This window comes from Azovibrio restrictus DSM 23866, assembly GCF_000429665.1.
In the GTDB taxonomy this organism is placed as follows: Bacteria; Pseudomonadota; Gammaproteobacteria; order Burkholderiales; family Rhodocyclaceae; genus Azovibrio; species Azovibrio restrictus.
Genome location: NZ_AUCH01000005.1, coordinates 167,758 through 194,339, shown reverse-complemented (window position 1 = coordinate 194,339; position 26,582 = coordinate 167,758). Strand labels below are relative to the sequence as shown.

Annotated in this window: 24 protein-coding genes; 9 read left to right on the top strand and 15 right to left on the bottom strand. The window is 65.5% G+C overall.

All coding sequences use genetic code 11. The features are described 5' to 3' along the window. Positions 1–10: 10 nt before the first annotated feature. From nrdR to pmbA, 5 genes are all read right to left on the bottom strand, one after another. Positions 11–487 (bottom strand): transcriptional regulator NrdR, encoded by a 477-nt coding sequence (gene nrdR / locus G474_RS0107015; RefSeq protein WP_026686350.1) that lies wholly within the window; start codon positions 485–487, stop codon positions 11–13. 73 nt (positions 488–560) lie between these two features. Beyond that, entirely contained in the window at positions 561–1,811 is a 1,251-nt protein-coding gene (gene glyA / locus G474_RS0107010; protein WP_026686349.1) for a serine hydroxymethyltransferase, read from the bottom strand. A gap of 103 nt (positions 1,812–1,914) precedes the next feature. Beyond that, positions 1,915–2,553 (bottom strand): histidine phosphatase family protein, encoded by a 639-nt coding sequence (locus tag G474_RS0107005; protein ID WP_026686348.1) that lies wholly within the window; start codon positions 2,551–2,553, stop codon positions 1,915–1,917. A 1-nt stretch (position 2,554) separates the two neighbouring features. Further along, positions 2,555–3,682 carry a TRAP transporter substrate-binding protein gene (locus tag G474_RS0107000; RefSeq protein WP_026686347.1) on the bottom strand — a complete coding sequence of 376 codons (1,128 nt, stop codon included), beginning with the start codon at positions 3,680–3,682 and terminating at the stop codon, positions 2,555–2,557. A gap of 28 nt (positions 3,683–3,710) precedes the next feature. Further along, positions 3,711–5,048, bottom strand: coding sequence for a metalloprotease PmbA (gene pmbA, locus G474_RS0106995; RefSeq protein ID WP_026686346.1), 1,338 nt, complete (start codon positions 5,046–5,048; stop codon positions 3,711–3,713). Positions 5,049–5,145: 97 nt separating this feature from the next. Between pmbA and yjgA the strand changes: the two genes are divergently transcribed. The 4 genes from yjgA to G474_RS0106975 all read left to right on the top strand — a co-directional run bounded on the left by yjgA (position 5,146) and on the right by G474_RS0106975 (position 8,327). After that, positions 5,146–5,697, top strand: coding sequence for a ribosome biogenesis factor YjgA (yjgA, locus tag G474_RS0106990; RefSeq protein ID WP_026686345.1), 552 nt, complete (start codon positions 5,146–5,148; stop codon positions 5,695–5,697). After that, positions 5,690–6,280: a molybdopterin adenylyltransferase gene (gene mog / locus G474_RS0106985; RefSeq protein ID WP_026686344.1), complete on the top strand. Its 591-nt coding sequence runs from the start codon at positions 5,690–5,692 to the stop codon at positions 6,278–6,280. Before yjgA ends, mog begins: the two co-directional genes overlap by 8 nt. A gap of 33 nt (positions 6,281–6,313) precedes the next feature. Further along, on the top strand, positions 6,314–7,024 hold the full coding sequence (locus tag G474_RS19930; RefSeq protein WP_051282024.1) for a L,D-transpeptidase family protein: 711 nt from the start codon (positions 6,314–6,316) through the stop codon (positions 7,022–7,024). 76 nt (positions 7,025–7,100) lie between these two features. Then, the gene (locus G474_RS0106975; protein WP_245589319.1) at positions 7,101–8,327 is read left to right on the top strand and encodes a nucleoside recognition domain-containing protein; all 1,227 of its coding nucleotides are present in this window, start codon (positions 7,101–7,103) and stop codon (positions 8,325–8,327) included. 46 nt (positions 8,328–8,373) lie between these two features. Here G474_RS0106975 and G474_RS0106970 read toward each other — a convergent pair whose 3' ends face one another. From G474_RS0106970 to G474_RS0106955, 4 genes are all read right to left on the bottom strand, one after another. Further along, positions 8,374–9,054 (bottom strand): DUF1266 domain-containing protein, encoded by a 681-nt coding sequence (locus G474_RS0106970; protein ID WP_026686342.1) that lies wholly within the window; start codon positions 9,052–9,054, stop codon positions 8,374–8,376. After that, positions 9,051–10,160 carry a hypothetical protein gene (locus tag G474_RS19925; protein WP_043463511.1) on the bottom strand — a complete coding sequence of 370 codons (1,110 nt, stop codon included), beginning with the start codon at positions 10,158–10,160 and terminating at the stop codon, positions 9,051–9,053. Before G474_RS19925 ends, G474_RS0106970 begins: the two co-directional genes overlap by 4 nt. Beyond that, positions 10,139–12,400: a tetratricopeptide repeat protein gene (locus G474_RS0106960; RefSeq protein WP_026686341.1), complete on the bottom strand. Its 2,262-nt coding sequence runs from the start codon at positions 12,398–12,400 to the stop codon at positions 10,139–10,141. The genes G474_RS19925 and G474_RS0106960 overlap by 22 nt, the downstream gene beginning before the upstream one ends. Before the next feature lie 294 nt (positions 12,401–12,694). Continuing rightward, positions 12,695–14,233, bottom strand: a complete 1,539-nt coding sequence (locus tag G474_RS0106955) for a hypothetical protein (protein WP_026686340.1) — start codon at positions 14,231–14,233, stop codon at positions 12,695–12,697. 133 nt (positions 14,234–14,366) lie between these two features. On the opposite strand from G474_RS0106955, the gene G474_RS0106950 reads away from it, so the two are divergent. The 3 genes from G474_RS0106950 to G474_RS0106940 all read left to right on the top strand — a co-directional run bounded on the left by G474_RS0106950 (position 14,367) and on the right by G474_RS0106940 (position 17,341). Next, complete coding sequence (locus G474_RS0106950) at positions 14,367–15,161, top strand: thymidylate synthase (protein ID WP_026686339.1); 795 nt, start codon at positions 14,367–14,369, stop codon at positions 15,159–15,161. 61 nt (positions 15,162–15,222) lie between these two features. Beyond that, positions 15,223–16,830, top strand: a complete 1,608-nt coding sequence (gene pgi / locus G474_RS0106945) for a glucose-6-phosphate isomerase (protein WP_026686338.1) — start codon at positions 15,223–15,225, stop codon at positions 16,828–16,830. A 10-nt stretch (positions 16,831–16,840) separates the two neighbouring features. After that, positions 16,841–17,341, top strand: coding sequence for a dihydrofolate reductase (locus G474_RS0106940; RefSeq protein WP_026686337.1), 501 nt, complete (start codon positions 16,841–16,843; stop codon positions 17,339–17,341). A 78-nt stretch (positions 17,342–17,419) separates the two neighbouring features. Here the strand turns inward: G474_RS0106940 and G474_RS0106935 are convergent, their stop codons facing one another. The 5 genes from G474_RS0106935 to apbC all read right to left on the bottom strand — a co-directional run bounded on the left by G474_RS0106935 (position 17,420) and on the right by apbC (position 22,479). Then, positions 17,420–19,645 carry an arginine/lysine/ornithine decarboxylase gene (locus tag G474_RS0106935; protein ID WP_026686336.1) on the bottom strand — a complete coding sequence of 742 codons (2,226 nt, stop codon included), beginning with the start codon at positions 19,643–19,645 and terminating at the stop codon, positions 17,420–17,422. A gap of 108 nt (positions 19,646–19,753) precedes the next feature. Further along, positions 19,754–20,320, bottom strand: coding sequence for a dCTP deaminase (dcd, locus tag G474_RS0106930; RefSeq protein ID WP_026686335.1), 567 nt, complete (start codon positions 20,318–20,320; stop codon positions 19,754–19,756). Positions 20,321–20,567: 247 nt separating this feature from the next. Further along, positions 20,568–20,990 (bottom strand): type II toxin-antitoxin system VapC family toxin, encoded by a 423-nt coding sequence (locus tag G474_RS0106925; protein WP_026686334.1) that lies wholly within the window; start codon positions 20,988–20,990, stop codon positions 20,568–20,570. Continuing rightward, positions 20,987–21,244: a FitA-like ribbon-helix-helix domain-containing protein gene (locus tag G474_RS22690; protein ID WP_084513624.1), complete on the bottom strand. Its 258-nt coding sequence runs from the start codon at positions 21,242–21,244 to the stop codon at positions 20,987–20,989. Before G474_RS22690 ends, G474_RS0106925 begins: the two co-directional genes overlap by 4 nt. 143 nt (positions 21,245–21,387) lie before the next feature. Further along, the gene (gene apbC, locus G474_RS0106915) at positions 21,388–22,479 is read right to left on the bottom strand and encodes an iron-sulfur cluster carrier protein ApbC (protein ID WP_026686332.1); all 1,092 of its coding nucleotides are present in this window, start codon (positions 22,477–22,479) and stop codon (positions 21,388–21,390) included. A gap of 139 nt (positions 22,480–22,618) precedes the next feature. Here apbC and scpB point away from each other — a divergent pair, with 139 nt between their 5' ends. Both scpB and G474_RS0106905 read left to right on the top strand, forming a co-directional pair. Next, the gene (gene scpB, locus G474_RS0106910; RefSeq protein WP_026686331.1) at positions 22,619–23,398 is read left to right on the top strand and encodes a methylmalonyl-CoA decarboxylase; all 780 of its coding nucleotides are present in this window, start codon (positions 22,619–22,621) and stop codon (positions 23,396–23,398) included. A 130-nt stretch (positions 23,399–23,528) separates the two neighbouring features. Then, positions 23,529–23,948, top strand: a complete 420-nt coding sequence (locus G474_RS0106905; protein ID WP_026686330.1) for a DUF4395 family protein — start codon at positions 23,529–23,531, stop codon at positions 23,946–23,948. 49 nt (positions 23,949–23,997) lie between these two features. Here the strand turns inward: G474_RS0106905 and G474_RS24410 are convergent, their stop codons facing one another. Further along, positions 23,998–26,454, bottom strand: a complete 2,457-nt coding sequence (locus G474_RS24410) for a sensor domain-containing diguanylate cyclase (RefSeq protein ID WP_051282022.1) — start codon at positions 26,452–26,454, stop codon at positions 23,998–24,000. Positions 26,455–26,582: the final 128 nt, after the last annotated feature.

Here is a 26,582-nt window from a genome sequence, read left to right as displayed (position 1 = left end):
GGAAAGGACTTCAGGCGGGATCGGCCTTGCGCCGACCGGAAGGGGAGACTTCCTTGATCACCCGGGAGAAGGCGTCCACGTCCTCGAAATTGCGGTAAACGGAGGCAAAGCGGATGTAAGCCACCTTGTCCAGCTTCTTCAGCTCGGCCATCACCAGTTCCCCCAACTGCTGGGAGAGGATTTCCCGCTCGCCGGAAGCCAGCAGCCGCTCTTCGATGCCGTCGATGGCACCGTCGATGGCTTCCACGGTCACCGGGCGTTTGCGCAGGGAGAGCTCCAGGCTGGCGCGCAGCTTGTCCCGGGCGAAGGGCACCCGGGCGCCGTTTTTCTTGACCACCAGGGGAAGCTGCACATCGGCCCGCTCGTAGGTGGTGAAGCGCTTGTCACAACGGGTACAACGCCGCCTGCGGCGCACCACGTCCCCCTCGTCGTTGATACGGGTATCAACGACGGTGGTATCGGTGGTGCCGCAGAACGGGCATTTCATTTAAGGCAGTCCAGAGTGGTGGGGCGGGAGTGGTGAGTGGCGCGTCCCTCGACCCACCACTCGCCGCGCTCGACTATGCCCCGTAAACCGGGAACTGCTTGCACAGGGCGCTGACCTGCTCGCGCACCTTGGCCAGCACGGCCTGATCTTCGGGGGCATCGAGCACGTCGGCGATCAGGTGGGCGATCTTCTCGGCCTCGATCTCGGTGAAGCCCCGGGTGGTCATGGCGGGGGAGCCGATACGGATGCCGGAAGTCACCATGGGCTTTTCCGGGTCCTTGGGGATGGAGTTCTTGTTCACGGTGATGTGGGCCTGACCCAGGGCAGCTTCGGCCGCCTTGCCGGTGATGTGCTTGGAACGCAGGTCCACCAGGAACACGTGGGACTCGGTGCGGCCGGAGACGATGCGCAGACCGCGCTCCTCGCCCAGCACCCGGGCCATGACGCGGGCGTTCATGATCACCTGCTCCTGGTACTTCTTGAACTCGGGGGTGGCGGCTTCCTTGAAGGCCACGGCCTTGGCGGCAATCACGTGCTCCAGGGGACCACCTTGCAGACCGGGGAAGATGGCGGAATTGAGGGCCTTCTCATGCTCGGCCTTCATCAGGATCACGCCGCCCCGGGGACCGCGCAGGGTCTTGTGGGTGGTGGTGGTGACCACGTCGGCGAAAGGCACGGGGTTGGGGTAGTAGCCGGCGGCGATCAGGCCGGCGTAGTGGGCCATGTCCACCCAGAAAATGGCGCCCACTTCCTTGGCGATCTTGGCGAAGCGCTCGAAATCGATACGCAGGGAGTAGGCGGAGGCACCGGCCACGATGATCTTGGGCTTGTGTTCCCGGGCCAGGGCTTCCATGGCCTCGTAGTCGATGGCTTCATTGGCGTCGAGGCCGTAGGCCACCACGTTGAACCACTTGCCGGACATGTTGAGGGGCATGCCGTGGGTCAGGTGGCCGCCTTCGGCCAGGCTCATGCCCATGATGGTGTCGCCAGGCTTGGCAAAGGCCATCAGCACGGCCTGGTTGGCCTGGGAACCGGAGTTGGGCTGGACGTTGGCGGCTTCAGCGCCGAACAGGGCCTTCAGACGGTCGATGGCCAGCTGCTCCACCACGTCCACATGCTCGCAGCCGCCGTAGTAGCGCTTGCCGGGATAACCCTCGGCGTACTTGTTGGTGAGCTGGGAGCCTTGGGCTTCCATCACCGCGGCGGAAACGTAGTTTTCGGAGGCGATCAGTTCGATGTGATCTTCCTGGCGGCGATTCTCGGCTTCAATCGCCTTCCAGAGTTCGGGATCAACCTTAGCGAGCGTGTCTTTGGCGGAAAACATGGATGTTGCCCTCAAGCCTTTGAAAAAGGGCTCAATTCTACAGGATGAAGCGGGGAAAACAGAACCGCCTGCTGCAGCGCAATAGCCGCCGGGGCGAAAGCCCCTATTTCAGCTCGTCCAGGGCCCCCGCCGCCAGGTGCCCAGTCTCGCCCCAGGACTCCAGCTGCCAGCCCCCGGGACCATGGCTGATCCAGTTGAGACCGGCGTTGGGAATGAGGAAATCCCGGGGAGTATCCAGGGGATTGCCGCGCACGAAACGGTTGATGATGTCCAGAACCCCGCCATGCATCACCAGCACCAGGGTCTGCCCCCCGTGCTCACTGGCCAGCTGGCAGAGGCGGTCGGTAACCCTGTCGTGGAACTGGCGCAGGCTTTCGCCCCCGGGAATGACGAAATCCGGCTCCCGGGCCTCATGCCGGGCGTACGGCCCGGGATGGGTGACCCGGGCCTCGGCGTAGGTGAGCCCCTCGAAGATGCCGTAGCGGCGCTCCCTCAGCTCAGGTGCAGGACGGGGCTGCAGCCCCAGGGCCGCGCCGATGTGCTCGGCCGTGCGCCAGGCCCGGGACAGGTCGCTGGCGTAGAGATGGTCTATGCCCCCCTGCCGGGCCAGCCAGCGCCCGGCGGCCCGGGCCTGGCTCTCGCCATTGTCGTTCAGGCCGATGTCCAGCTGGCCCTGCAGCCGGCGTTGGGTGTTCCAGGCCGTCTCCCCGTGGCGGATGCAGCAGAAGCGGGTCGTTTCCATCTCAGCCCCGGCTCTGCATGAAACGGTCCAGGGGGGTCTCGGCGACGCTGAACCAGCTGTTCTGGTTCTTGCGGTAGCGGTTCCAGGACTCATGCAGCTTGGCGAAGGCAGGATTGCGCCCGCTTTCCTCCGCGTAGAAGGCCAGGGTGGCCTCATGGGCGGCCTTGAGCACCTCCTCCGGATAACGCTCCAGCTTCACCCCCTGCTGCAGCAGCCTGGCCATGGCCAGGGGATTGCCGTGGTCGTACTCGGCCGTGGTGAGCAGATTGGCCTCTGCCGCCGCCACCCGGAAGGCGTCCTGGTAGGCCTTGGGCAGCCCCTCCCAGGCCTTGCGGCCCACGAAGAAATGAATCATCGGCCCCGGCTCCCACCAGCCCGGGGTGTAGTAGTGCTTGGCGACCTGGAACAGGCCGGTCTTTTCGTCGTCGTAGGGGCCCACCAGCTCGGCCGCATCGATGGTGCCCTTTTCCAGAGCCGGGTAGATGTCGCCACCGGCCAGCTGCTGGGGCAGCACGCCCAGCTTTTCCATGACCGCGCCGCCAATGCCGGCGATGCGCATCTTCACCCCCTGGAGGTCGGCCAGGGAATGGATGGGCTTGCGCCACCAGCCCCCCATCTGCACCCCGGTGCTGCCGGCCGGGAAGGAAACGATGCCATAGCTGGCGTAGAACTCGTCCAGCAGGGCCTGGCCGCCGCCGAAATAAACCCAGGCATTCATCTGCCGGGCGTTCATGCCGAAGGGCATGCTGGTGCCGAAGCCGAAGGTCTTGTCCTTGCCCACGTAGTAGTAGGAGCAGGTGTGGGTCATTTCCACGGTGCCCTGCTGCACCGCATCCAGGGCCTGGAGCCCGGGCACGATCTCCCCAGCCGGGAAGACGCGGATGTCGAAGCGGCCATCGGTGAGCTCCCGCAGCCGCTGGGTGAAATGCTCGGCATTGCGGAACAGGATGTCCAGGCTCTTGGGAAAGCTGGAGGTCATGCGCCAGCGCACGGCGGCATCGGCATGGACCGCCGGGGCGGCCGGGGCGGCGGCGGCCCCCTGCTTGTCCTTGCAGGCCCCCAGGCCCAGGGCGGCGACGGAAGCGGCGGCAGCGCTGCCGGCCCGGCGCAGGAAGTGACGACGTTTCATGGTGTATCTCCTTCGGCTGGCGCCTGTTTCAGGCTGCCACTGTCAGGGCGTCGAGCAGGATCGAGCCGGTGCGCTTGGAACCCCGCACCTGGACGTCCCGGCCCACGGCCCGGATATTCCGGAACATGTCCTTGAGATTGCCGGCGATGGTGATTTCCTCCACCGGGTGGGCGATGCGCCCGTCCTCCACCCAGAAGCCGGCAGCCCCCCGGGAGTAATCGCCGGTGACGTAATTGACCCCGTGCCCGAGCAGCTCCGTCACCAGCAGGCCCCGGCCCATCTGGGCCAGGAGGCCGTCCAGGTCGTGCTCGCCGGGCGTCAGGATCAGGTTGTGGCTGCCCCCGGCATTGCCGGTGCTGGGCAGCCCCAGCTTGCGCCCGGAATAGACGCTGAGGAAATAGCCCTGGAGCACCCCGTCCCGGACCACTTGCCGCTCCCGGGTGCGCACCCCGTCGTTGTCGAAAGGGGAGCTGGCCAGGGCGCCCGGCAGGTGGGGCAGCTCCTGGAGCTGGACGAATTCGGGAAACACCTGGCGCCCCAGGTGATCCAGGAGGAAGCTGGATTTCCGGTACAGGGCCCCGCCGCTCACGGCCTGGACGAAATTGCCGAGCAGGCCGGCCGCCAGGGGGGCTTCGAAAATCACCGGAAAGCTGCCGGTGCTGATCTTCTTCGGGTTCAGGCGGGCCACGGCCCGGCGCGCCGCCTGCTGGCCGACGGCCTCGGGGGCCTCCAGGGCGCCGGCATTCCGGTGGGTGGTGTACCAGTCATCCCGCTGCATGGCCTCCTGCTCCCCGGCAATCACCGAACAGGCAATGTAGTGGCGGGAGGTGGGATAGCCGCCCATGAAGCCCAGACTGTTGGCTGCCACGAACTGGGCCTGCTGGGTGGAGACGCTGGCCCCTTCGGAATTGTTGATGCGTTCATCGGTCTCGAAGGCCGCCGCCTCGCAGCGTCCGGCCAGTTCGATGGCGGCCTCCACCGGCAATTCCCAGGGATGGTAAAGGTCCAGGTCCATGGGCTCCGTGGCCAGCAGCTCCGGATCGGGGAGGCCGGCGCAATCGTCCTCAGCGGTGAAGCGGGCGATGTTGAGGGCCGCTTCCACGGTCTCCCGCAGGGCCCGGGGCGAAAAATCCGAGGTGCTGGCGTAACCCCGGCGCTGGCCCACGTAGACGCTCACCCCCATGCCCTTGTCCCGGTTGTACTCGATGGTTTCCACCTCGCCGCAACGGACACTGACGGACTGGCCGAATCCTTCGGAGACATCCACCTCGCAGGCCGTGGCCCCCTTCAGCCGGGCATGGGCCAGGGCGTCGGAAGCCAGTTGCTGGAGGGTGGCAAATTCGTTGGAAAACTGTTTCTCAGCCATAAGGGGAAGCCGCCGGGCGCAAAAAATCGCTATCATAGCAGCCCCTCATCAAGCCCATTCCGGCAGTTCCCGTCCGGGAAAGCCGCCCCCAGCCGCCATGCACTTCAACAAACGCCGCGAAGAAGCACCGGAAGACACCGGCCGCCCCTCCAAGACCCAGATCAAGCAGGCCATGCACGATCTGCAAGCCCTGGGGGAAGAACTGGTGAACCTGGGCCGGGACCAGTTGAAGCGCATGGGCCTGGACGAGGACCTCCTGGAGGCGGTGCTGGAATACCAGCGCATTCCCAAGTTCGAGGCCAAGCGCCGCCAGCTCCAGTACATCGGCAAGCTGATGCGCGGCCTGGACCCGGAACCGGTGCGCGCCGCCATCGCCGTGGTGCGGGGCGAATCCGCCGGCGAGATCGCCAAGCTGCACCGGCTGGAAAAACTGCGCCTGCGCTTCCTGGAAGATGAGGCCGTGCTCCAGGAAATCGCCGCCAGCTACCCGGCTGCCGACCTGACCCGCCTGCGCCAGCTGCGCCGGGCCGCCCTGAAGGAACAGGCGGACCAGCGCCCGCCAAAGAATTTCCGCGAGCTGTTCCAGATCCTGAAGGCCCTGGAAGAGGGCGAAACCCAGGCCGCCCCGGAGGAGCAGGACGATGAGTGAGCCACTCCGGATCGGCCTGGTCTCCATCAGCGACCGTGCCTCCAGCGGCAGCTACGAGGACAAGGGCATCCCGGCCCTGGAAACCTGGCTGGCCCAGGCCCTGCTCACCCCCTACACCCTGGAAACCCGGCTGATCCCCGACGAACGGGAGCGCATCGAAGCCACCCTGAAAGCCCTGGTGGACGAAGCCGGCTGCCATCTGGTGCTCACCACCGGCGGCACCGGTCCGGCCCTGCGGGACGTGACCCCGGAAGCCACCCTGGCTGTGGCCGACAAGGAAATGCCCGGGTTCGGCGAACAGATGCGCCAGATCAGCCTCAACTTCGTGCCCACCGCCATCCTTTCCCGCCAGGTGGCGGTGATCCGCAAGCAGGCCCTGATCATCAACCTGCCCGGCCAGCCCAAGTCCATCCAGGAAACCCTGGAAGGCCTCAAGGATACCGAGGGTAAATCCCTGGTGCCGGGCATCTTCGCCGCCGTGCCCTACTGCCTGGACCTGATCGGCGCCCCCTACGCGGAAACCCGCGCCACCGTGGTGGAAGCCTTCCGCCCCAAATCGGCCCGGCGTCCCGCCAGCTCCTGACGCCCGAGCCGGGACACCCCGGCCCGGCAATCCATGCCCGCCGCCCCCCTGCCCCGCCCCCCGGCGCTGGACCAGGCCCGCCAACTCCTCAGGGTGCTGGCGCCGGACTGGGACGCCAGCAGCGGCACCCTGCAGCGCCTGGCGCGCACCACCTCCGGCAGCAGCTGGCAGGCGGAAGGGGCGCCGCTCCCGGTCAGCCTGGGCCGCCACGGGCTGGCCTGGGGCCTGGGCCTGCACGCTGCCCCGCCCGCGCCCAAAAAACAGGAGGGCGACGGCCGCAGCCCGGCGGGCCTGTTCGCCATCCCCCAGCTATTCGGCCAAGCCCAGGCCCTCGCGGCCCTGGGCCAACCGGCCCGCCTGCCCTGTCTGCCCTGCCACCGGAACCTGTTCGCCGTGGACGACCCGGCCTCCCGGCACTACAACCGCATCGTCGATGGGCGCCAGGTGACCCGGGACTGGCAGTCGGCGGAGGCCATGGAACGGGACGACGAACGCTACGCCATCGGTGCCGTGATCGCCCACAATCCGGCAGGAATCCCCGGCGCCGGCTCCTGCATCTTCCTGCATGTGCACGGCGGACCGGGCCAGCCCACCGCCGGCTGTACCGCCGCCTCCCGGGAACAGGTGCAGGCCCTCTGCGCCTGGCTGGACGGCGCCGCCAACCCGCTGCTGCTGCAACTGCCGGCCGGGATTTACGCCCAGCTGGCCCCGGCCTGGGGCTTGCCGCCGGCACAGACCCCATGACAGCCGCCTGCGGGACCGCTAGACTGCCGCCCACTTCATCAGGCAGCGGGATGGCACAGTGCTGAATCGAATCTGGGTGGCTTTCATACTGGTGGGCTTCGCTGCCGCCGTGGCGCAGCTGCTCCAGGGAGACCTGGACGTCTTCAATCGGGTGCTGACCGGCCTGTTCGACACCGCCAAGACCGGTTTCGACATTTCCCTCGGCCTGGTGGGCATCATGAGCCTGTGGCTGGGGATCATGAAGATCGGCGAGAAAGGCGGCCTGATCGCCCTGTTCGGGCGGCTGGTGGCGCCCTTCTTCCGGCGCATCTTCCCCGACATTCCCCCGGCCCATCCGGCCGGCGGCAGCATCGTCATGAACTTCTCGGCCAACATGCTGGGGCTGGACAACGCCGCCACCCCCCTGGGCCTCAAGGCCATGCGCGAGCTGCAGGAGATCAACCCCAGGCCCGATACCGCCAGCAACCCGATGATCATGTTCCTGGTGCTCAACACGGCGGGCATCACCCTGATTCCCACCTCGGTGATCGCCATCCGCCAGAGCCTCGCCCTGCAGCAGGGACTCGTCAATTTCAACGCCGCCGACATCTTCCTGCCCACCCTGCTGGGCACCTTCGTCTCCTTCTGCGCCGGCCTGGTGACGATCGCCCTATGGCAGCGCATCAACCTGTTCTGCCGCCCGGTGCTGGCCTTCTTCGCCGCCTTCGCCGCCCTGCTGGGCGGGCTCTATGCCTGGCTCCAGGGCATGGCGCCGGAGGTCATGGCGCGCAGCATCGGCCTCCTGGGCAGCGGCATCATCGTTTCCCTGATCGTGCTGTTCGTGGCCGTCGCCGCCTGGCGCCGGATCGATGTGTACGAAACCTTCGTGGAAGGCGCCAAGGAAGGCTTCGGCGTGGCCATCCAGATCGTGCCCTACCTGATCGCCATGCTCGCCGCCATTTCCGTGTTCCGCAGCACAGGCTGCATGGATTACCTGATCGGCGCCATCCGTGCCGGGGTGCTGGCCCTGGGCCTGGACGACGCCTTCGTCCCGGCCCTGCCGGTGGGACTGATGAAGACGCTATCCGGCTCCGGCGCCCGGGGCCTGATGGTGGACGTGATGAACACCTACGGGGTGGATTCCTTCCAGGGCCGCCTGGCCGCCATCATCCAGGGCTCCACCGAAACCACCTTCTACGTGCTGGCCGTGTACTTCGGCAGCGTGAACATCACCCGCACCCGCTACGCCCTCGCCGGCGGCCTGATCGCCGACGCCGTCGGGCTCATCGCCGCCATCCTGATCGCTTATGCGTTTTACGGCTGAACCCGGAGCCCGGGCCAGCCGGCGATCCTGGGCACCGGGCACCTGATTATGGCGAAACGGCCTGGGGCAGGAAGAAGGGCGGCGTTTCCCAGGGCATGCGGCCCCAGGGGTGGTGCGGCGAGTTAACCCAGCGGGCGACCAGGGTTTCGTCGAAGGCAAAACCCAGACTGTCGGCCCGGGCCCGGCTGACCCACTGGCGGCGCCCCCGAGCCCAGGATTCTCCGTAGTCCCGCCAGCTCTCGAAGCAGTCGCTGGCTCGCTGGGCATTCTGACGGAGGATTTGCCAGTGGGTCTCTTCGTCCAGCCAGCCCAGCATGGCCGCGGCACGGACAGCAAAGGTGACCCGGGCGCAGGCAAAGGCCATGGCGTCGCGGGGATCATCCTCGGGATGCAAAGCATCGAGATCGATACGGAACCAGCGGCTATGGATGCTCTGGTTCAGGGCCGCACGGATACCGGCGTCGTCCAGAGTGCCGCGCAGGGCAAAGAAATGCAGCAGCAGCGGCCGCAACTGGCGGGCCAGTTCGTCTTCTGCACCGGGCAGGTCGCAATTGGCAAAACCGCCCTCGATGCGATGAAAGGCCATGGGATGGGCCAGCGCCAGGATACGGTTGTGGCGAGGATCCAGGGCATAGGGTTCAGGCAGGGTATCGAGCAGCTTGTTGAAGCGCTGCTTCACCAGGTAGAACATGACGCCCAGGATGAGCAGGCCGCCCAGGTAGATCATGCCCGGCCCTCCAGGGCATGGCGCACGGTAGGCGCGATTTCCAGGCCAGCCAGCAACTCCGGCTGCCGGCCCGCCACCAGCCATTGCACGAGCATGGTGGGCTGACGGTAATGGCGGATCACTTCCGGATAATGATGGGCCAGCTGGACCTGCTCCCTGGCATCGCTGATGTTGCTGACGAAATCCCAGCGTTGCGGCAGACGGGCGATGCCGATGCGACGGGCATCCTCCGGCGTGCCATGGGCACAAGGCAGGGAATTGAGGAAGCCTAGCAGGTCCTCGTGGTAACGCTCCACGGGCGGACGGTTCTGCTTGCCCTTGATCTGGTCGATGTCGAGCTGGCCATCGGCACTGACCACCGCACTGATGGTGATGTGCGGCTGGGCATTGCCGCTACGGTAGCTGAACAGGCGCAGGCGCCCCTGTTCGCAGGCCTGGGCGTAGTTCTCCCCATAGCCCCCGGTAAGCTCCCGGCGATCGGCGAACTGCCCCAGGCAGTGCTGCATGTGCTGGCTCTCGTAGGCCATTTCGGCACGCAGCAAGGGGCTGTGGGGCAGGAATTCGAAAAATACCCCATGCCGACCTTGCCATAGTCCGCGGACAGCCTGGGGGTGATGGGCCCGCAGGCCGGCGGCTGACCGGGCCGCAAAGGCCGCGTGTTCTGCCGCCCACAGGGCCAGAGCCTGGGCACAGTTGATGCGCGCCAACTTGCCTGCCAGGGAAGTGCCCTGGCGGGAATTGAGGAATTCGACCAGGCGGGCCTCCAGGGCCAGCAGGGCTTCGCTGGCCGGAGCGATCCACCAGAGCGCCGGCCCGCTGGCGGATTTGTGCTCAAAACGACGGCGAACCCAGGGCGGCAGCGATGCCGGATGAAACAGATTTTCCGCCTGCTCCAGGTTGTCGATTTTCTCGACGGCTGGCGCTGGCGCATCGAAACGCCCGATCACGTACCGGTAGAAGTGGTTCTGCAGCCAGGCAGCGATTTCCGGCCCGTCACCCCGCTGGGCCGAACGCTGCCCGATGGCCCCCTTGAGTTCCGGCGCATTGGCCACATCCCGGGGGGCATAGGCCGCCGCCGGACGGCTCAGTTCCAAAGCTTCCACCATGGTTTTTTGTCTCCGCCGCCCAGGGCCTGGCGACAAGCTGCCATATATTCACTTGCTTTCTGGCGATAGGGTTCATCGTCGTCCTTGAAGGGCAGGGCAAGTGCCTCTTCGTAAAGCGCGATGGCCTGCTCGTACTGACCTGCCTGTTCGTAGATACGGCCAGAGATCTGGAGGTAATCCACAAATTTCTGGGCACGCAAGGCAGGCAGCGCGGGCTCCAGTCGGGCCAGTGCATCGGCAGGTTGCTTGACAGCCATATTGGCAAGCAGGGTAATCAGCGTATCGAGATAGGAAGACTTCCCCTGGGAGCGCCCTTCTTCATCCAGCTCCGACCACCATTCCTCGAGACGCTGTAGCCAGATCGGCAGTTCATCGCGGCGCCCGAGGTGGACCAGTGTGTGCGTGACTTCGCAGATGTAGGCGGCCGGCTCATGCCGGCTGTAACCACGTTCCGATGCGAAATGCCAGAGCTGATCTGCGGCTTCAACAAAGGCTTCGGGACGCTCGGCACGGTAATGACTCCACATGACTCCATCGTAATGCTCAGCGAAAGGACTGCTCTCTATGCCTTTGTTATGTAGCACGATGGCCTTGTCGTAGTCCTGGCGGTTCTGGTACAGGATGGCCAGATTGTTGCAGAGCATCGAGTAGACATGGATATTGCCGTCGCGGTAACTGCCCCTGCCGCTGGCGAAGAAGGCTTCGAAACGCTGCAGCCCGGCTTCGTAATGAGCAATGGTCAGTTCCTTCTTGCAGGTGGACGACCAGTCCTGCTCCGGAAACTCGTTTTCCACGTCATGATCAAGCTTGACGCCGATGTTGTAATTCCAGCCCGCCGCCCCTGAAACAATCATGGGCAGTTCGAGGCCGGCCTGGGGACCATGCACATGCATGCGGCACAGGTAGGTCAGGTAGAGGGCATCGGTGTGCAGCCATTCCGGGGCCTGGGCGGCACGTTCCAGCAGTGGGGCGGCTTTGTGCCAGGCTGCCTCCTCATGTTCCAGCCAATAGGTGGCTTCAATCAGGTCCGCTGCCGGATGTTGCGGTGCACATTGGCGCGCCCGGGCCAGATGACGTTCGAAAAAGGCACAGGGGTCCTCATCTCCGAGCACCCAGCGGAGTTCTTCGACCTGGCTGGCATGGGCCAGCGTCAGGGCCCAGTAGGGCGTCGGTTCCGGCGCGGCGTCCAGCCAATGCTGGGCGTGGCGGCAGGCCGCCTCCATGGAACCTTCGTTTTCCATGAAGGTGCATTCAAAGGCCAGTTCGGCGGCAGCTCCAAGACGGCCAGCTTCGATCAGCCAGTCGAGCACCGTGGCGCTGAAACTGTCGTCGTCATCCTTGGTCAGGCGGAAACGTCCTTCGGCGCTCTTCTCCAGGGCGGCGGCGAGCTGCCCGCAGCGATAGAGCGAGCTGGCCTCCAGACGCGCCAGACGGACTTCCACGTCACGGCAACGGGCCTGGGCATAGGTCGCAGGCATGAGCTTGCGGACCTGGCCAGCGATGACCGGATAGGATTCGGGATCAAGCTCCACTAGGCTCTGGCCGAGGCGCAGCCAGTCCTCATGGTCGATGTCCTGGTCAGCGGCGGCGTTGAGCAGAGCCGAGCAGGCGTTTTGCGCCGCCTGCCGGGCCAGGGCGGCATTTTGCTCGGCCAGATGGCTGTGCCCCAAGTTCAGGGCATATACGGCATCATCCCAGGCCCGGAAGCGTTGCCGCCCTGGACGGGATATGGTGAGACGGTAGCGAGCCTCCTGGTATTTCCGGGAAAGTTCGTATTGCCCCACATCGCGCATCAGGTCGGCCAGATGGGTCCAGCTGTCCTCCGCCTGCTGCTCGTTGGACAGGCTGCCGAGCAGGCGGGCGGCATTCTCCGCCGCCAGGGGCAGACGGGGATCTTCGGGGCGCTCCCGCAGGGCACGAACCCGCCAGAAAGCCAGACGAACCCTGTTGTCCTCCCGCTCATCGGCGTTCATCGCGGCCAGGACGTGGGGCTCCTGGGTATCGATCAGGTGCAGCGCCGCATCGACTTCGTTGGTATAGAGCCACAGATGGAACAGGCCGTTGAGCTGATCCAGATTATCCACCCGGTAGCTGCGGCTACCCAGGTGGCTGGCCAGGGTCGCCTGCAGCAGATGGGCTGGGACCTGGGCTTCCTGCTCCTGCTCGATCAGCGCCTCGGTTTCGCGCAGGAACAGGTCCAGCGCCTCGCCCCCCAGTGCCAGGGGGGCGGCTTGATTCATGGTATTCATCGAATTCTGGCTACTCGGACTGGCCCGGAGGACCGAAGGGGAGGATTCTAGCCGGAACAGTATTGCAAGAGCATAGGCTTTTTGCATACCCTTGCCCCAAGCAGGGGCGAGAAGGATTTATTGCCAAACGAATACGACAGGGATACCAGAATTCCCGCATGCCGAGGTGGAAGCGGCATACGCCCGCTACGAGCAGCTTGCCGCGGAACGCGGGAACCAGTGAGGGACAAGAAAGCCAGCAGCCCAGGATGCCGCAGCCCGGCAGCCGGGGCGGCCCCGCCCCGATCAGCCTTTCGCCGGCGCGGCCACCGTGGCCCGGTAGCGGGCCAGCTCGTAATCGCCGCCCTGCTCCAGGAGCATGGCCGGGGTGAGATAGACCCGCCGGCCGTTGTAGTCGAATTCCAGGTTTTCCCGGGCATCGAAAGTGTTCTGGGGCAGGACGAAACGCACTTCGCCCTGAGGATTGTCGTCCTGCAGCCACAGCCCCGGGCTACCGGCGGCGATGGCGTAGCTGGAAGCAGCCCGGGGCCGCACCTCGACGCTGGCCACCCGGCGGGACAGGGTTTCTATGCCCACCTGGGCTTCATGTTCGGAGAGCCGGTGGTAGCGGCGCACCACCCCCACCACCCAGTTTTCCGCCCCTTCCGGCTGCAGGGAAAGCAGGGCGCCCACCTTGAGCCAGTCGCCCTTGACGTCCTGGATGGTGGCGCCGAAGCCGCCCCGGCTGACGTTTTCGACGATCCAGCTTTCCAGGGGCAGCCCCATGGGCTTGCCGCCGAATTCCGGGGAAAACACCACGAAGGCATTGACGAGGCCAGGCAGCACCGCCACCCGGTGCTTGACCCGGTGCCGCACGTGCTGGCGCTGGGGCGGCACCGGGGCCCAGTAGGAGGCCAGATGGCGCATCACCGGCAGCACGGTCTTGACCGGGTAGCTGCCGCCCAGGTTGAGGCTGGCGGGTATTTCGCCACCCCGCTCCACGTCGTGGATCAGGGCCAGAAGCCGGTTTTCCGCATCCCCGGGCTGGAAGAAGCGCAGGGTGCCGGAGATTTCCTGGGGCAGCCGGGCCAGGCGCACCGGCGGCAGGGGCTTGGCCGCATCCACCCAGTACACGCTCTGAGGGCTGCTGTCCCGGGCAAAGACGAAATCCGGCAGCAGGTGGGCGATCAGGCGCTCGGCCAGTTCGATTTCCAGGGGCAGCAGGCAGTCCAGGGAAGAGGCCTGGAACACCAGGACCTTCAGGTATTCCCCTGCCGGGGAAGCGACGCCCCCTTGGCCCGGATACATCTGCAGGCTCTTGTTGGAGAATCCTTCGCTGTCGGCCAGCAGGTAGGGGCGCCCCAGACGGACCCAGTGCTCGTCCGTCACCGGGCCATAGCGGAAGTGGGCCCATTTCAGCTCGGCCCCCAGGGCGGCGATGATGCGGGCCGTGAGCAGGGGCAGATGGGGCTTCAGCTGCTCGGCGTTCTTGTCCTTCTGGCCCGCCGCATCCAGGCAGGCTTCGTAGTGCCGGGCGAGCACGGTCCAGAAACCGTGGATGATGGTCCACAGGCGCTTTTCCTCGGAGCGGGACAGGCGGGGGGAATGCAGGTAGTCCCGGGCCAGGCGCTTCAGATGGGGCTGGGCCGCCTCATCGAGCTGGCGCACCACGGAAAACCGGGCCAGGGCCGGCAGCTCGCCGCCCTGGCAGGATTCCAGCCAGCCCATGATCTCGTCCAGAGCCCGGAAGGCATTGTCCGCCGGCAGTTCGGAGAGCACGCGCTTCAGTTCCCGGGGATCGGCCAGGGGATGGTCTGACTTGCCTTGAAAGAGGTTTTCGAGCATGGACGCAGCGGGGGCAGAGGTTGAATTCCGGGGGATGCGCAAGTATATACCAGCGGTCTGGGCTGCCGGCCTTGGGCTTGGGAAGGGCCTGAATTAGAATGGACCCTCCTTGGACCCGAGCCCCGATTGATTCATGCAAGCCTACCTAGACCTGATGCGCCACGTGCTGGAAAACGGCCAGGACAAATCCGACCGGACCGGAACCGGCACCCGCTCCGTGTTCGGCTGGCAGATGCGCTTCGACCTGGGCCAGGGCTTCCCGGTACTGACCACCAAGAAGCTGCACCTGAAATCCATCATCCACGAGTTGCTGTGGTTCCTCCAAGGCAGCACCAACATCGGCTATCTGAAGGAGAACGGGGTCCGCATCTGGGATGAATGGGCGGACGCGAACGGCGACCTGGGACCGGTGTACGGCCACCAGTGGCGCCACTGGCCCGCCCGGGATGGGGGTGAGATCGACCAGATCGTGCAGCTGGTGCAGAGCCTGAAGCACAATCCGGACTCCCGCCGCCACCTGGTGACCGCCTGGAACCCCACGGACGTGGACCGCATGGCCCTGCCTCCCTGCCACTGCCTGTTCCAGTTCTATGTGGCCGACGGCAGGCTGTCCTGCCAGCTCTACCAGCGCAGCGCCGACATTTTCCTGGGGGTGCCCTTCAACATCGCCTCCTATGCGCTCCTGACCCTGATGCTGGCCCAGGTGTGCGGCTACGCCCCCGGGGATTTCGTGCACACCCTGGGGGATGCCCACCTCTACAGCAACCACTTCGAGCAGGCCCGCCTGCAGCTGAGCCGGGCGCCCAGGCCCCTGCCCCGGATGTGGATCAACCCGGAAGTCACGGACCTGTTCGCCTTCCGTTTCGAGGACTTCCGCCTGGAAGGCTACGACCCCCATCCCCATATCGCCGCCCCGGTGGCCGTCTAGGATGAAACGACACACGCACCTCCCGTTTTCCCCCGGAAAAACGGCCGCGCGGAACTGACCCATGCCCGATCCCAAGACCCGTCCTGCCTGGCAGAGCCTGTTCGCCCACGCCGCCACCCTGCGCCCCCGCCACCTGCGGGAGCTGTTTGCCGAACATCCCCGGCGCTTCGAGGATTTTTCCCTGGGCAGCGGAGCGCTGCTCATGGATTTCTCCAAGCAGCGGATCACCCGGGAAACCCTGGAGCACCTGCACGAACTGGCCCGGGCCTGCGACGTGGAAGGCTGGCGGGAACGGATGCTGGCCGGCGAGCACATCAACCACACGGAAGACCGGGCCGTGCTGCACATGGCCCTGCGCGCCCCGGCCACGGCGGCACTGCCCACCCGGGGGGAATCGGTGCTGCCGGAGGTGCATGCCACCCTGGCGCGTCTGCGGGAGTTCTGCGAAGCCATCCATGGCGGCAGCTGGCGCGGCCATAGCGGCGACCGCATCACCGACGTGGTGAACCTGGGCATAGGCGGCTCCGACCTGGGGCCGCGCATGGTCAGCCGGGCCCTGGCCGCCTACCAGCAGCCGGACCTCAAGGTCCACTATGTTTCCAACATGGACGGGGCCGACCTGGCCCCCCTGCTGGCCCGCCTCAATCCGCGCAGCACCCTGTTCGTGGTGGTGAGCAAGACCTTCGGCACCCAGGAGACCCTGGCCAATGCCCGCACCGCCCGGGCCTGGCTGCAGGCCCACGTGAGCCGGGGCCCGGCGGTGGAGCGGCATTTCGTGGCCGTTTCCAGCAACCTGGAGGCCACGGCGGAATTCGGCATCCCTCCGGCCAACGTGTTCCAGCTCCGCGACTGGGTCGGGGGGCGCTTCTCCCTGTGGTCCCCGGTGGGGCTGTCGATTGCCCTGGCCATCGGCTTTCACCACTTCGAGGCCCTGCTCGCTGGTGCCCATGCCATGGACCAGCATTTCTGCACCGCTCCGGCCCGGGACAACCTGCCCCTGACCCTGGCCCTGCTGGACATCTGGAACATCAACTGCATCGGCGCCCACAGCCACGGGGTGTTTCCCTACAGCCAGTCCCTGGAGCTGTTCCCCGCCTACCTGCAGCAACTGGAGATGGAGAGCACGGGCAAGTCCGTGGATCGCCAGGGCCAGCCCATGGAGCGCAAGAGCTGCCCCATCATCTGGGGCAGTGCCGGCACCAACGGCCAGCATTCCTTCTTCCAGCTGCTGCACCAGGGGGGCCAGCCCATTCCCTGCGACTTCATCCTGCTCAAGGAAGCGGACTTCCCCCTGGCCGGCCACCACGCCCAGTTGCTGGCCAACGGCCTGGCCCAGTCCGCTGCCCTGGCCTTCGGCCAGACTGCCGCCGAAGCCCGGGCCGCCGGCATTCCCGAAGCCCTGGTGCCCTATCGCACCTTCCCCGGCAACCAACCGTCCACCACCTTGCTGCTGGAGCGGCTCGATCCCGGCACCCTGGGCCAGCTGCTGGCCCTCTACGAGCACAAGGTGTTCTGCCAGGCCGTGCTCTGGAACGTCAATGCCTTCGACCAGTGGGGCGTGGAGCTGGGCAAGCAGATGGCCAGCCAGCTGCTGCCCAGCCTGCAGGGAGAATCCTGCCCCGCCCACCTGGATGCTTCCACCCGCGGCCTGCTCCAGGCCCTGCAGTAGGAGAGTTCCCATGCCCCACCGTCCCCGTCTGACCCTGATCGCCGCCGTCGCCCGGGACCGGGTCATCGGTATCGAGAACCGGCTGCCCTGGCACCTGCCCGAGGACCTGCAGCATTTCCGCCGGGTGACCCGGGGCCATCCGGTGATCATGGGTCGCCGCACCTGGGAGTCCCTGCCCGATACCTTCCGCCCCCTGCCCGGCCGCCTGAACATCGTCATCAGCCGCCAGACTGCCTACGAGGCTCCGGGCGCCCAGGTGGTGGACTCCCCGGCAGCCGCTCTGGAGCGGGTGGGCGAGCTGCCGGAAGCCTTCGTGATCGGCGGCGAGCAGCTCTACGCCCAGGCCCTGCCCCTGGCAGACCGGCTGATCCTCACCGAAGTGGAAATGGACGTGGCCGGCGACGCCTGGTTCCCGGCCTTCGACCGCAACCAGTGGCTGGAGACCAGCCGCGAGGTACACGTGAGCAGCGACGGAATCACCTTCGCCTTCGTCACCTACGAACGGGCCTGAGCGCGCCGCCCGCACCGTAACGCCCAGCAAAAAGCCGCGCCCGGAAGCGCGGCTTTTTCATGGCTGCCGTGACGAGATTCAGGCGACGCAGTCCACGTGGTAGCGCCCTTCGGCATCCTTGACCAGGCCATGCACATCGGTCTCGAAGCCGGGGAACTGGCGGTTGAAGTCCCGGGCGAACTGCAGGTAGCGCATGATGGTGCGGTTGAAACGCTCCCCGGGAATCAGCAGGGGAATGCCCGGCGGATAGGGGGTCAGCAGCACGGCGGTGATGCGGCCTTCCAGGTCGTCGATGGCCACCCGCTCGATCTCCCGGTGCGCCATCCGGGCAAAGGCGTCGGCGGGCCGCATGGCCGGCTCCATGCTGGAGAGGTACATCTCGGTGGTGAGCCGGGCCACGTCGTTCTGCTTGTAGACCGCGTGGATCTGCTTGCACAGGTCCTTCAGGCCGACCCGCTCGTAACGGGGGTGCTTGGCGACGAACTCGGGCAGCACCTTCCACAGGGGCTGGTTCTTGTCGTAGTCGTCCTTGAACTGCTGCAGGGCGGTGACCAGGGTGTTCCAGCGGCCCTTGGTGATGCCGATGGTGAACATGATGAAGAAGCTGTACAGGCCGCACTTCTCCACGATCACCCCATGTTCGGCCAGGTACTTGGTGACGATGGCGGCGGGGATGCCGCGCTCGGCGAATTCCCCGTCCACGTCCAGACCCGGGGTGATGATGGTGGCCTTGATGGGGTCGAGCATGTTGAAGCCTTCGGCCAGGTTGCCGAAGCCGTGCCAGCGCTCGCCGGGCTTCAACATCCAGGCTTCCCGCTCCTCGATGCCTTCCTCGGACAGGTCATCCGGGCCCCACACCTTGAACCACCAGCCTTCGCCCCATTCTTCATCCACCTTGCGCATGGCGCGGCGGAAATCCAGGGCCTCGGCGATGGATTCTTCCACCAGGGCGGTGCCGCCAGGCTCTTCCATCATGGCCGCCGCCACATCGCAGGAGGCGATGATCGAGTACTGCGGTGAGGTCGACGTATGCATGAGGTAGGCCTCGTTGAACACATCCCGGTCCAGGTGGCTGTTTTCCGCGTCCTGCACCAGGATCTGGGAGGCCTGGGAGAGGCCGGCCAGGAGCTTGTGGGTGGACTGGGTGGAGAACACCATGGACTCCTTGCAGCGGGGCCGGTCGGCGCCGATGGCGTGGTAGTCGCCATAGAAGTCGTGGAAGGCGGCGTGGGGCAGCCAGGCCTCGTCGAAATGCAGGGTGTCGATCTTGCCGTCCAGCTCTTCCTTGATGGCCTCCACGTTGTAGAGCACCCCGTCGTAGGTGGACTGGGTGATGGTCAGCACCCGGGGCTTGCCCTTGGCTTCCTTGGCGAAGGGGTGGGCGGCGATCTTCTTCTGGATGTTCTCCCAGGTGAATTCGCTCCTGGGAATGGGACCGATGATGCCGTAGTTGTTGCGGGTCGGCATCAGGAACACCGGGATAGCCCCGGTCATCATGATGGCGTGCAGGATGGACTTGTGGCAGTTGCGGTCCACCACCACGATGTCGCCCGGCGCCACGGTGGAGTGCCAGACGATCTTGTTGGAGGTGGAGGTGCCGTTGGTGACGAAGTACAGGTGGTCGCAGTTGAAGATGCGTGCCGCATTGCGCTCGGAGGCCGCCACCGGGCCGGTGTGGTCGAGCAGCTGGCCCAGTTCCTCCACGGCGTTGCAGACGTCGGCGCGCAGCATGTTCTCGCCGAAGAACTGGTGGAACATCTGGCCCACCGGCGACTTCAGGAAAGCCACGCCGCCCGAGTGGCCGGGGCAATGCCAGGAGTAGGAGCCGTCGGCGGCGTAATGGGTCAGGGCCCGGAAGAAGGGCGGCGGCAGGGAATCCAGGTAGGCCTTGGCCTCGCGCACCACGTAGCGGGCAATGAACTCCGGCGTGTCCTCGTACATGTGGATGAAGCCGTGCAGCTCCCGCAGCACGTCGTTGGGAATGTGCCGGGAGGTGCGGGTCTCGCCATGCAGGAAGATGGGGATGTCCGTGTTGCGCAGGCGGATTTCCTGCACGAAGGCGCGCAGCTCGGCGATGGTTTCTTCCGGCTCCAGCACCAGCTCCTCGTCATCGATGGAGAGGATGAAGGCGGAGCCGCGGCTCTGCTGCTGGGCGAAGGAGGTCAGGTCCCCATAGCTGGTGACCCCCAGGACCTCCATGCCCTCTTTCTCGATGGCCCCCGCCAGGGCCCGGATACCGAGACCGGAAGCGTTCTCGGAACGGAAGTCTTCGTCAATGATGATGACCGGAAAATGAAAACGCATGGCAGAGCCCTCGGATTGCAGGCAGTGGATGGAAGATGGCATGACGGGACGCCCAGGTCGATGGAGCCATCGATTGTCGTCCCGTCAGATGAAAGGCAAATGAAACAACTAGATTTTGGGCAGGGTGACGCCCACCTGACCCTGGTACTTGCCGCCCCGGTCCTTGTAGGAGGTCTCGCAGACCTCGTCGGACTCGAAGAAGAGCACCTGGGCGCAGCCCTCGCCGGCGTAGATCTTGGCCGGCAGGGGGGTGGTGTTGGAGAACTCCAGGGTGACGTAGCCTTCCCATTCAGGTTCGAAGGGGGTGACGTTCACGATGATGCCGCAGCGGGCGTAGGTGCTCTTGCCCAGGCAGACGGTGAGCACGCTGCGGGGAATGCGGAAATACTCGACGGTGCGGGCCAGGGCGAAGGAGTTGGGCGGGATGATGCAGACATCCGACTCGATCTCCACGAAGGACTTGGGATCGAAGGCCTTGGGGTCCACCACCGTGGAATTGATGTTGGTGAAGACCTTGAATTCCGGCGCGCAGCGGATGTCGTAGCCGTAGCTGGAGGTGCCGTAGGAGACGATTTTCTGGCCATTGGCTTCGCGCACCAGGCTGGGCTCGAAGGGCTCGATCATGCCGTGCTGCTCCGCCATGCGGCGTATCCACTTGTCTGATTTGATGGCCATGATGGGGCAAATCCGCCGGAAAAAACAAAGGCGGGATTCTAGTACAGGCAGGCGTCACCATGGGCAACTCACTTCAGAATCCGAGAACTTTATTTTCCCTCGACATTTAAGTCTGCCAACCAACCCTCATGAACGTGAGTCCATCAGCCAACACGATTGATTAGAAAGCCCCAAGCACCTCACCACGCACGGCAGCAGCCACAAAGGGGCCGCACGGCCACCGAGAACACTGTCAGCACTGAGCCTTTCAGCTGTCCTCCCAAGGATTAATGAGCCGAAGACCGGTAGCCACGAAATCCTTGGTATTTCGAGTAACAAGTGTGGCTCGGTGTGCAAGGCAGATAGCCGCAATTTGTGCATCGGCAAGCGGCATCCGACGCCCCTCACGCTCGCAGCGAGCCAGTAGCTTGCCTGCGATTGCTGCAGCCTCGCCATCGTAAGCCACGACCTGGCCGCCGAAGTCATCATCCAGCATGGCCGTCACCAGTTCATTGAATCGGCTTTGGCGTTTGCCACTTGGTAAGCGTGCAATGCCATAGAACAACTCCTGCACCGTCACGCTGGTAAGCCATAGCCTAGCCGGGTCTTGTGCATCCACCCAGAGCAATACAGAAGGCTCCGGGGTGGTGCGCATCAGTTCGGACACCACATTGGTATCCAGAACGATCATGTGGTCGTGCCTTCATCGAACCGAGCTGGGCGCGCCGCATCGGTACGTAGGGGAAGATCAATATTAGCGCCGCCTTCGTCCGCAAAGCGGGCCCGTATGCGGCTCCCCAGGCCGCGATCCGGCTTGGAGGGCATCAGCGCCTGGCGCAGGATTTCACGCACTTCCGCTTCCATCGAGCAACCATGACGTGCAGCCACGACACGCAGCTTGTCCTTGATGGCGGAATCCAGGTTTCGAATGGTCAGAGTATTCATGGCGACCTCGCGACATTTAAAGCAACGCTGTCAATGCTAGCACTGTTTGGGAAAGTGGCGCTGCTGCCGGTGCTGAAAGACGACGCACGATGCGTCGCCTTTCTTGCACTGCTGCTCCAGAGTTATTGATCCGGAGAGCAAGATCAGTTGTTCTGTACAACGATGCTGGGGAACTTGGCGCTCATGTCCTTGGCCCGTTCCGCCACCTTGATCGCCACCTGCCGGGCCACGCTCCGGTAGATGTCGGCCGCCGGGGAATCGGGAGCGCCCACCACCGTGGGCTTGCCGCCATCGGCCATCTCCCGGATCTGCAGGTTGAGAGGCAGGCTGCCCAGGAGTTCGGTGCCGTAATCGGCGCACATCTGCTCGGCGCCACCAGTGCCGAAGATGTGTTCCGCATGACCGCAGTTGGAGCACACATGGACGCTCATGTTTTCCACGATGCCCAGGATGGGGATGCCTACCTTCTCGAACATCTTCAGGCCTTTGCGGGCATCGATCAGGGCGATGTCCTGGGGGGTGGTGACGATCACCGCCCCCGTGACCGGTACCTTCTGGGACATGGAGAGCTGGACGTCGCCGGTGCCCGGCGGCATGTCCACCACCAGGTAATCCAGCTCCTTCCAGTTGGTCTCGGTGAGGAGCTGGTCCAGGGCCTGAGCCACCATGGGACCGCGCCACACCATGGGGGTATCCACATCGACCATGAAGCCGATGGACATGGCCTGCACCCCGTAGGCTTCCAGGGGTTCCATGCTGCTGCCGTCCAGGGACACCGGCTGCTGACCGGCCAGGCCCAGCATCTGGGGCTGGGAGGGGCCGTAGATGTCAGCATCCAGGATGCCCACCCTGGCCCCCTCGGCGGCCAGGGCCAGGGCCAGGTTCACGGCCGTGGTGCTCTTGCCCACGCCACCCTTGCCGGAGGCCACGGCAATGATGTTCTTCACCCCGGGCAGGAGCTTCACGCCCCGCTGCACCGCGTGGGCAACGATCTTGCTGTAGACGTGGGCGGAAACATTGCCCACCCCGGGAAGGGCCGAGAGGGCAGCAATCACCGCGCTGCGGATGCCGTCCTCCTGGCTCCGGGCCGGGTAGCCCAGCTCGATGTCCAGGCTCACCCTATCCCCATCGATGCGGATGTTGCGGGCCGCCTTGCTGCTCAGGAAATCCTTGCCCGTATTGGGGTCCAGGACGGACTGCAGGGCGGCTTGCACCGCCTCCAGGGTTACTGCCATGATCTGTTCTCCGTGATTGAAGGTTGCTGCCGTATGGGCTGCCGTTCGACGGCGTTATTTCCGACTTGTTCACTCGAGTTTAAAGAAGTCGTGCTGCAATTGCCACCCTGCCCCCCCACTTCCCTGACTCCGGACTCCCATGGCCCTGATCGAAATCCACTCTGCCGAGGGCATCGGCACCCTGACCCTGAACTACAGCATCAAGCGCAACACCCTTTCGGAAGCCCTGATCGGGGAAATGAGCCGGGCCTTCGCGGCCCTGGAGCAGGAAGGCGTCCGGGTCCTGGTGCTGCGGGCCTACCCGGGCGCCAAGGTCTGGTCCGCCGGTCACAATGTGGATGAGCTGCCCCTGGGAGGCCACGACCCCCTGGGCTGGAAAGACCCCCTGCGCCAGATCATCCGGGAGATCGAGGGCTTTCCCGCCCCGGTCATCGCCATGGTCGAGGGCAGCGTCTGGGGCGGCGCCTGCGAGCTGGTGTTCGCCTGCGACCTGATCATCGCCACAGCCGACGCCACCTTCGCCGCGACGCCGGCCAAGCTGGGTGTGCCCTACAACGCCTCGGGCCTGCTCACCTTCATGAATGCCGCCTCGCCCCAGATCGCCAAGGAAATGCTGTTTACCGGCCGCCCCATCGCCGCCGCCCGCCTGGAACGGCTGGGGGTGGTGAACCACGTGCTGCCCCGGGAGGAGATTGAAACCTTCACCCATGCTCTGGCCCGGGACATCTGCCACAACTCTCCCCTCTCCATTGCCGTGATGAAGGAGCAGATGCGCATCCTCCATGGCGCCCACAGCCTGTCCCCGGCGGACTTCGAGCGCATGCAGGGACTGCGCCGGGTGGTCTACAACAGCGAGGATTACCGGGAGGGCATCCGGGCCTTCAAGGAAAAGCGCAAGCCCCTGTTCCGGGGGGAATGAGCGGGTTTCCGCGCGGCGGGCCCGGCCTTCCATGGGCGGCAAGCCGGGGAATCGGGATGCAAATTCGATTGACAGAAAATCGTTATTTGCTAATATTCCGGCGTTTTTCATTTCCCCGGATTTTCACACCATGCTGCGTTTTGACATCGCTCCCGTCTGCTCCAACGCCTACCGTTTCCAGGCCACCATGAGCTTTGCCATTGCCGCCATCTACCTGTTCACCCCCTACAAGTGGGTGGCCTTCCTGCTGGCTTTCGGCGGCCTCATGCGCGGTTTCGTCTCCCCCCACAAGTGCATTTCCTACAAGCTGTTCGAGGGCATCACCGGCAAGCTGGACTGGCACAAGAAGGTCAATGCCGGCGCCAAGATGTTTGCCGACAAGATCGCCGGCATCGCCGGTCTGGCCATGGCCATCACCTGGATGATGGACTCCGGCGTCGGCGTCATCCCGGCCACCGCCATCCTCATTTTTGCCTTCATCGACCTGGCCACCGGCTTCTGCGCCGCCTGCTGGGCCTATGGGGCCTGGTACAAGATGAAGGCAGCCTGATTCATCGTCTGACCTCCCTTCGGGCGGCCTGCGGGCCGCTTTTTTTGTTTCAGGCCGACCCATCCAGCTCCGGGACATAGGTCCGCACCGTATTGCGGCCCGCCGACTTGGCTGCGTACATGGCCACGTCCGCCCGCCGGATCAGCTCATCCCGGCCCGGACTGTCACCGTCGAACAGGCAGATGCCGATGCTGGCCGTGCAGCAGTAGCGCACCACCTGCTCCCCGCCAGACTCGCCCCGGGGCGTCAGCAGGTAGGGCTCGGCCAGGGTGATGCGGATCTTCTCGGCCACCCCCTCGGCCAGACGGGCTGCCTGGGCCAGGGAGGCCTCCTGCCCATCCACCCCTTCCAGGTTCTGCAGCATCACCACGAACTCGTCGCCGCCCAGGCGCGCCACCGTATCCACCCCCCGCAGACAGAGGCAGAGACGGCGGGCCACCTCCACCAGCAACTCGTCGCCCATGATGTGGCCGTAGCGGTCATTGAGCCCCTTGAACTGGTCCAGATCCAGGAACATCAGGGCCCCCAGCCCCTGGTTACGGAGCGCGGCCGCCAGGGCCTGGTCGAAACGGTCCAGGAACAGGCGCCGGTTGGGCAGGTTGGTGAGCGGGTCATAGAAGGCCAGACGCTGGATCTGCTCCTCCGCCGCCTTGTGCTCGGTGACATCGGTGAAGGCCGCCACATAGTGGGTGGTGGCCCCGCCTGCATCCCGTACGGCCGAAATGGTGGTCCAGGCGGCGTAGAACTCCCCGTTCTTGCGCCGGTTCCAGATTTCCCCCCGCCAGCAGCCTTCCCGGGCCAGTTCCTCCCAGAGGGCCCGGTAGAAGGGCTGGTCGTGGCGGCCCGACTTGAGGAAGGAGGGATTGCGGCCCAGGGCTTCCACATCGCTGTAACCGGTCATTTCGGAGAAGGCCCGGTTGACCCGGATGATGCGGTTGTCGGCATCGGTGATGAAGATGCCCTCCTGGCTCTCGAAGGTAGTGGCGGCAATGCGCAGCTCCGCCTCATTGACCTTGGCCCGGGTCACGTCGGTGATGAAGCCGTACCAGGTGATGACCCCGTCCTCGTCCCGCTCGGGCACTGCGTCCACCAGCAGCCACTTGAGCCCATCCCGGGGATGGTTGATCCGGTACTCGACCCGCCAGGGAGACAGCTCCCGGGCCGAAGTCTGCATGGAAGCGAAGAGCCGCTCCCCATCCTCGGGCAGCATCAGGGCCCGCACCTGGGCGGCGCTGGCCTCCACGGCCTCGGCGCTGACCCCGAAGATGTCCTGGATGGCATCGCTGGCGAAGGGGAAACTGCCATTGCCATCCCCATGCAGCCGGTACTGGAACACCACCCCGGGCACATGGGAGACGATCTTGCGCAGGCGCCGGTTGGCCGCGTGCTCGGCCGCCTGGGCCTCTTCGGCGACGATGGCGGCCAGGAGGCCGTTGAAGGCATGGGCGAGCTGGCCGATCTCGTCTTCCTGCCGGACCGGCAGGGGCTGGCGCGGCAGGGCGCCGCTGCGCATGGCGTCCAGGAGGCCGGAGGCCTCCTCCAGGGGCTTCAGCTGGCGCCGCAGCCACCAGGCGGCCACGCCCCAGGCCACCAGGGTCAGGACCAGGGACACCAGGATCAGGTGGCGCTGCATCTCCCGCACCGGGGCGAAGGCTTCCTCCGCCGGCAGCACCGACTGCATCAGCCAGCCGGTGGAGGGAATGATCCGGCTCGACGAAAGCTCCACCACGCCGCGGGAACTGCGGGCCACCCCGGACCCCTCGTAACCGCCCAGATAGCGGTCATACACCGGATTGATCCCGGGGGCCGGGCCGGGCTGCATCACCCGCCGCTTGTCCGAGGACGTCACATAAACCCGGCTCAAGGGCGCGGTGATGATGAAATCGCCGGTATTGCCGTACTTGGCGGCACTCACGTCGTCGAGAAAATTGGGCATGGCCAGGTTGGTGACCCCGAGCACCAGGCCGAGCACCTGGCCCCTGCCGTCCTTGATGGCCGCCGCCATGGTCACCACCGGCTGGCCGGTGCGCCGCCCCCGCAGGGGATCGGAAACCCGGGACACCCCGTCGTCCAGCACCTGGCGCAGGAAAGCGATGTCGCCGTAGGCGGTACCCACCCGCCCCAGATGTTCGGGAATGCTCGCCACCGCCCGTCCCTCCCGGTCGGTGACGATGGCCCCCCAGTTGAACAGCAGCGGGATCAGCAGGCGCTGCCCCAGATAATCCTGGATCTGCCGGGGCTCCGCCAGCATGGCGGGCCGGATCGCCGCCGCCATGTTTTCCACGGCGGTAAGACGTTCCCGGATGCTGCGATCCACCTCCCGGGCGGCCAGGGAAACCGTGGAGAACTGCTGGGCGGAGATGGTGCCCTCCATGTCCTGGCGCAGGAAATGCCCCATGCCCAGGGTACCCGCCCAGAGGGTGAGCACCACGGTCAGCAGGATACCGACGGTAACCCGGGTGCGCAGGGCGCGCCAGCGGGGCAGGGAAGGCAGAGGAAGCGGCATGGCAGCCAGAATATGAAATGGGTTCACCCCATGATAAGCCGGCCGATAGGCGGATGCACCTGCTGATTTTCCGGGACCCCATTCCCGGTGAACACCTTGGGCAATCCCCGCCGGCACAGTAAAATCAT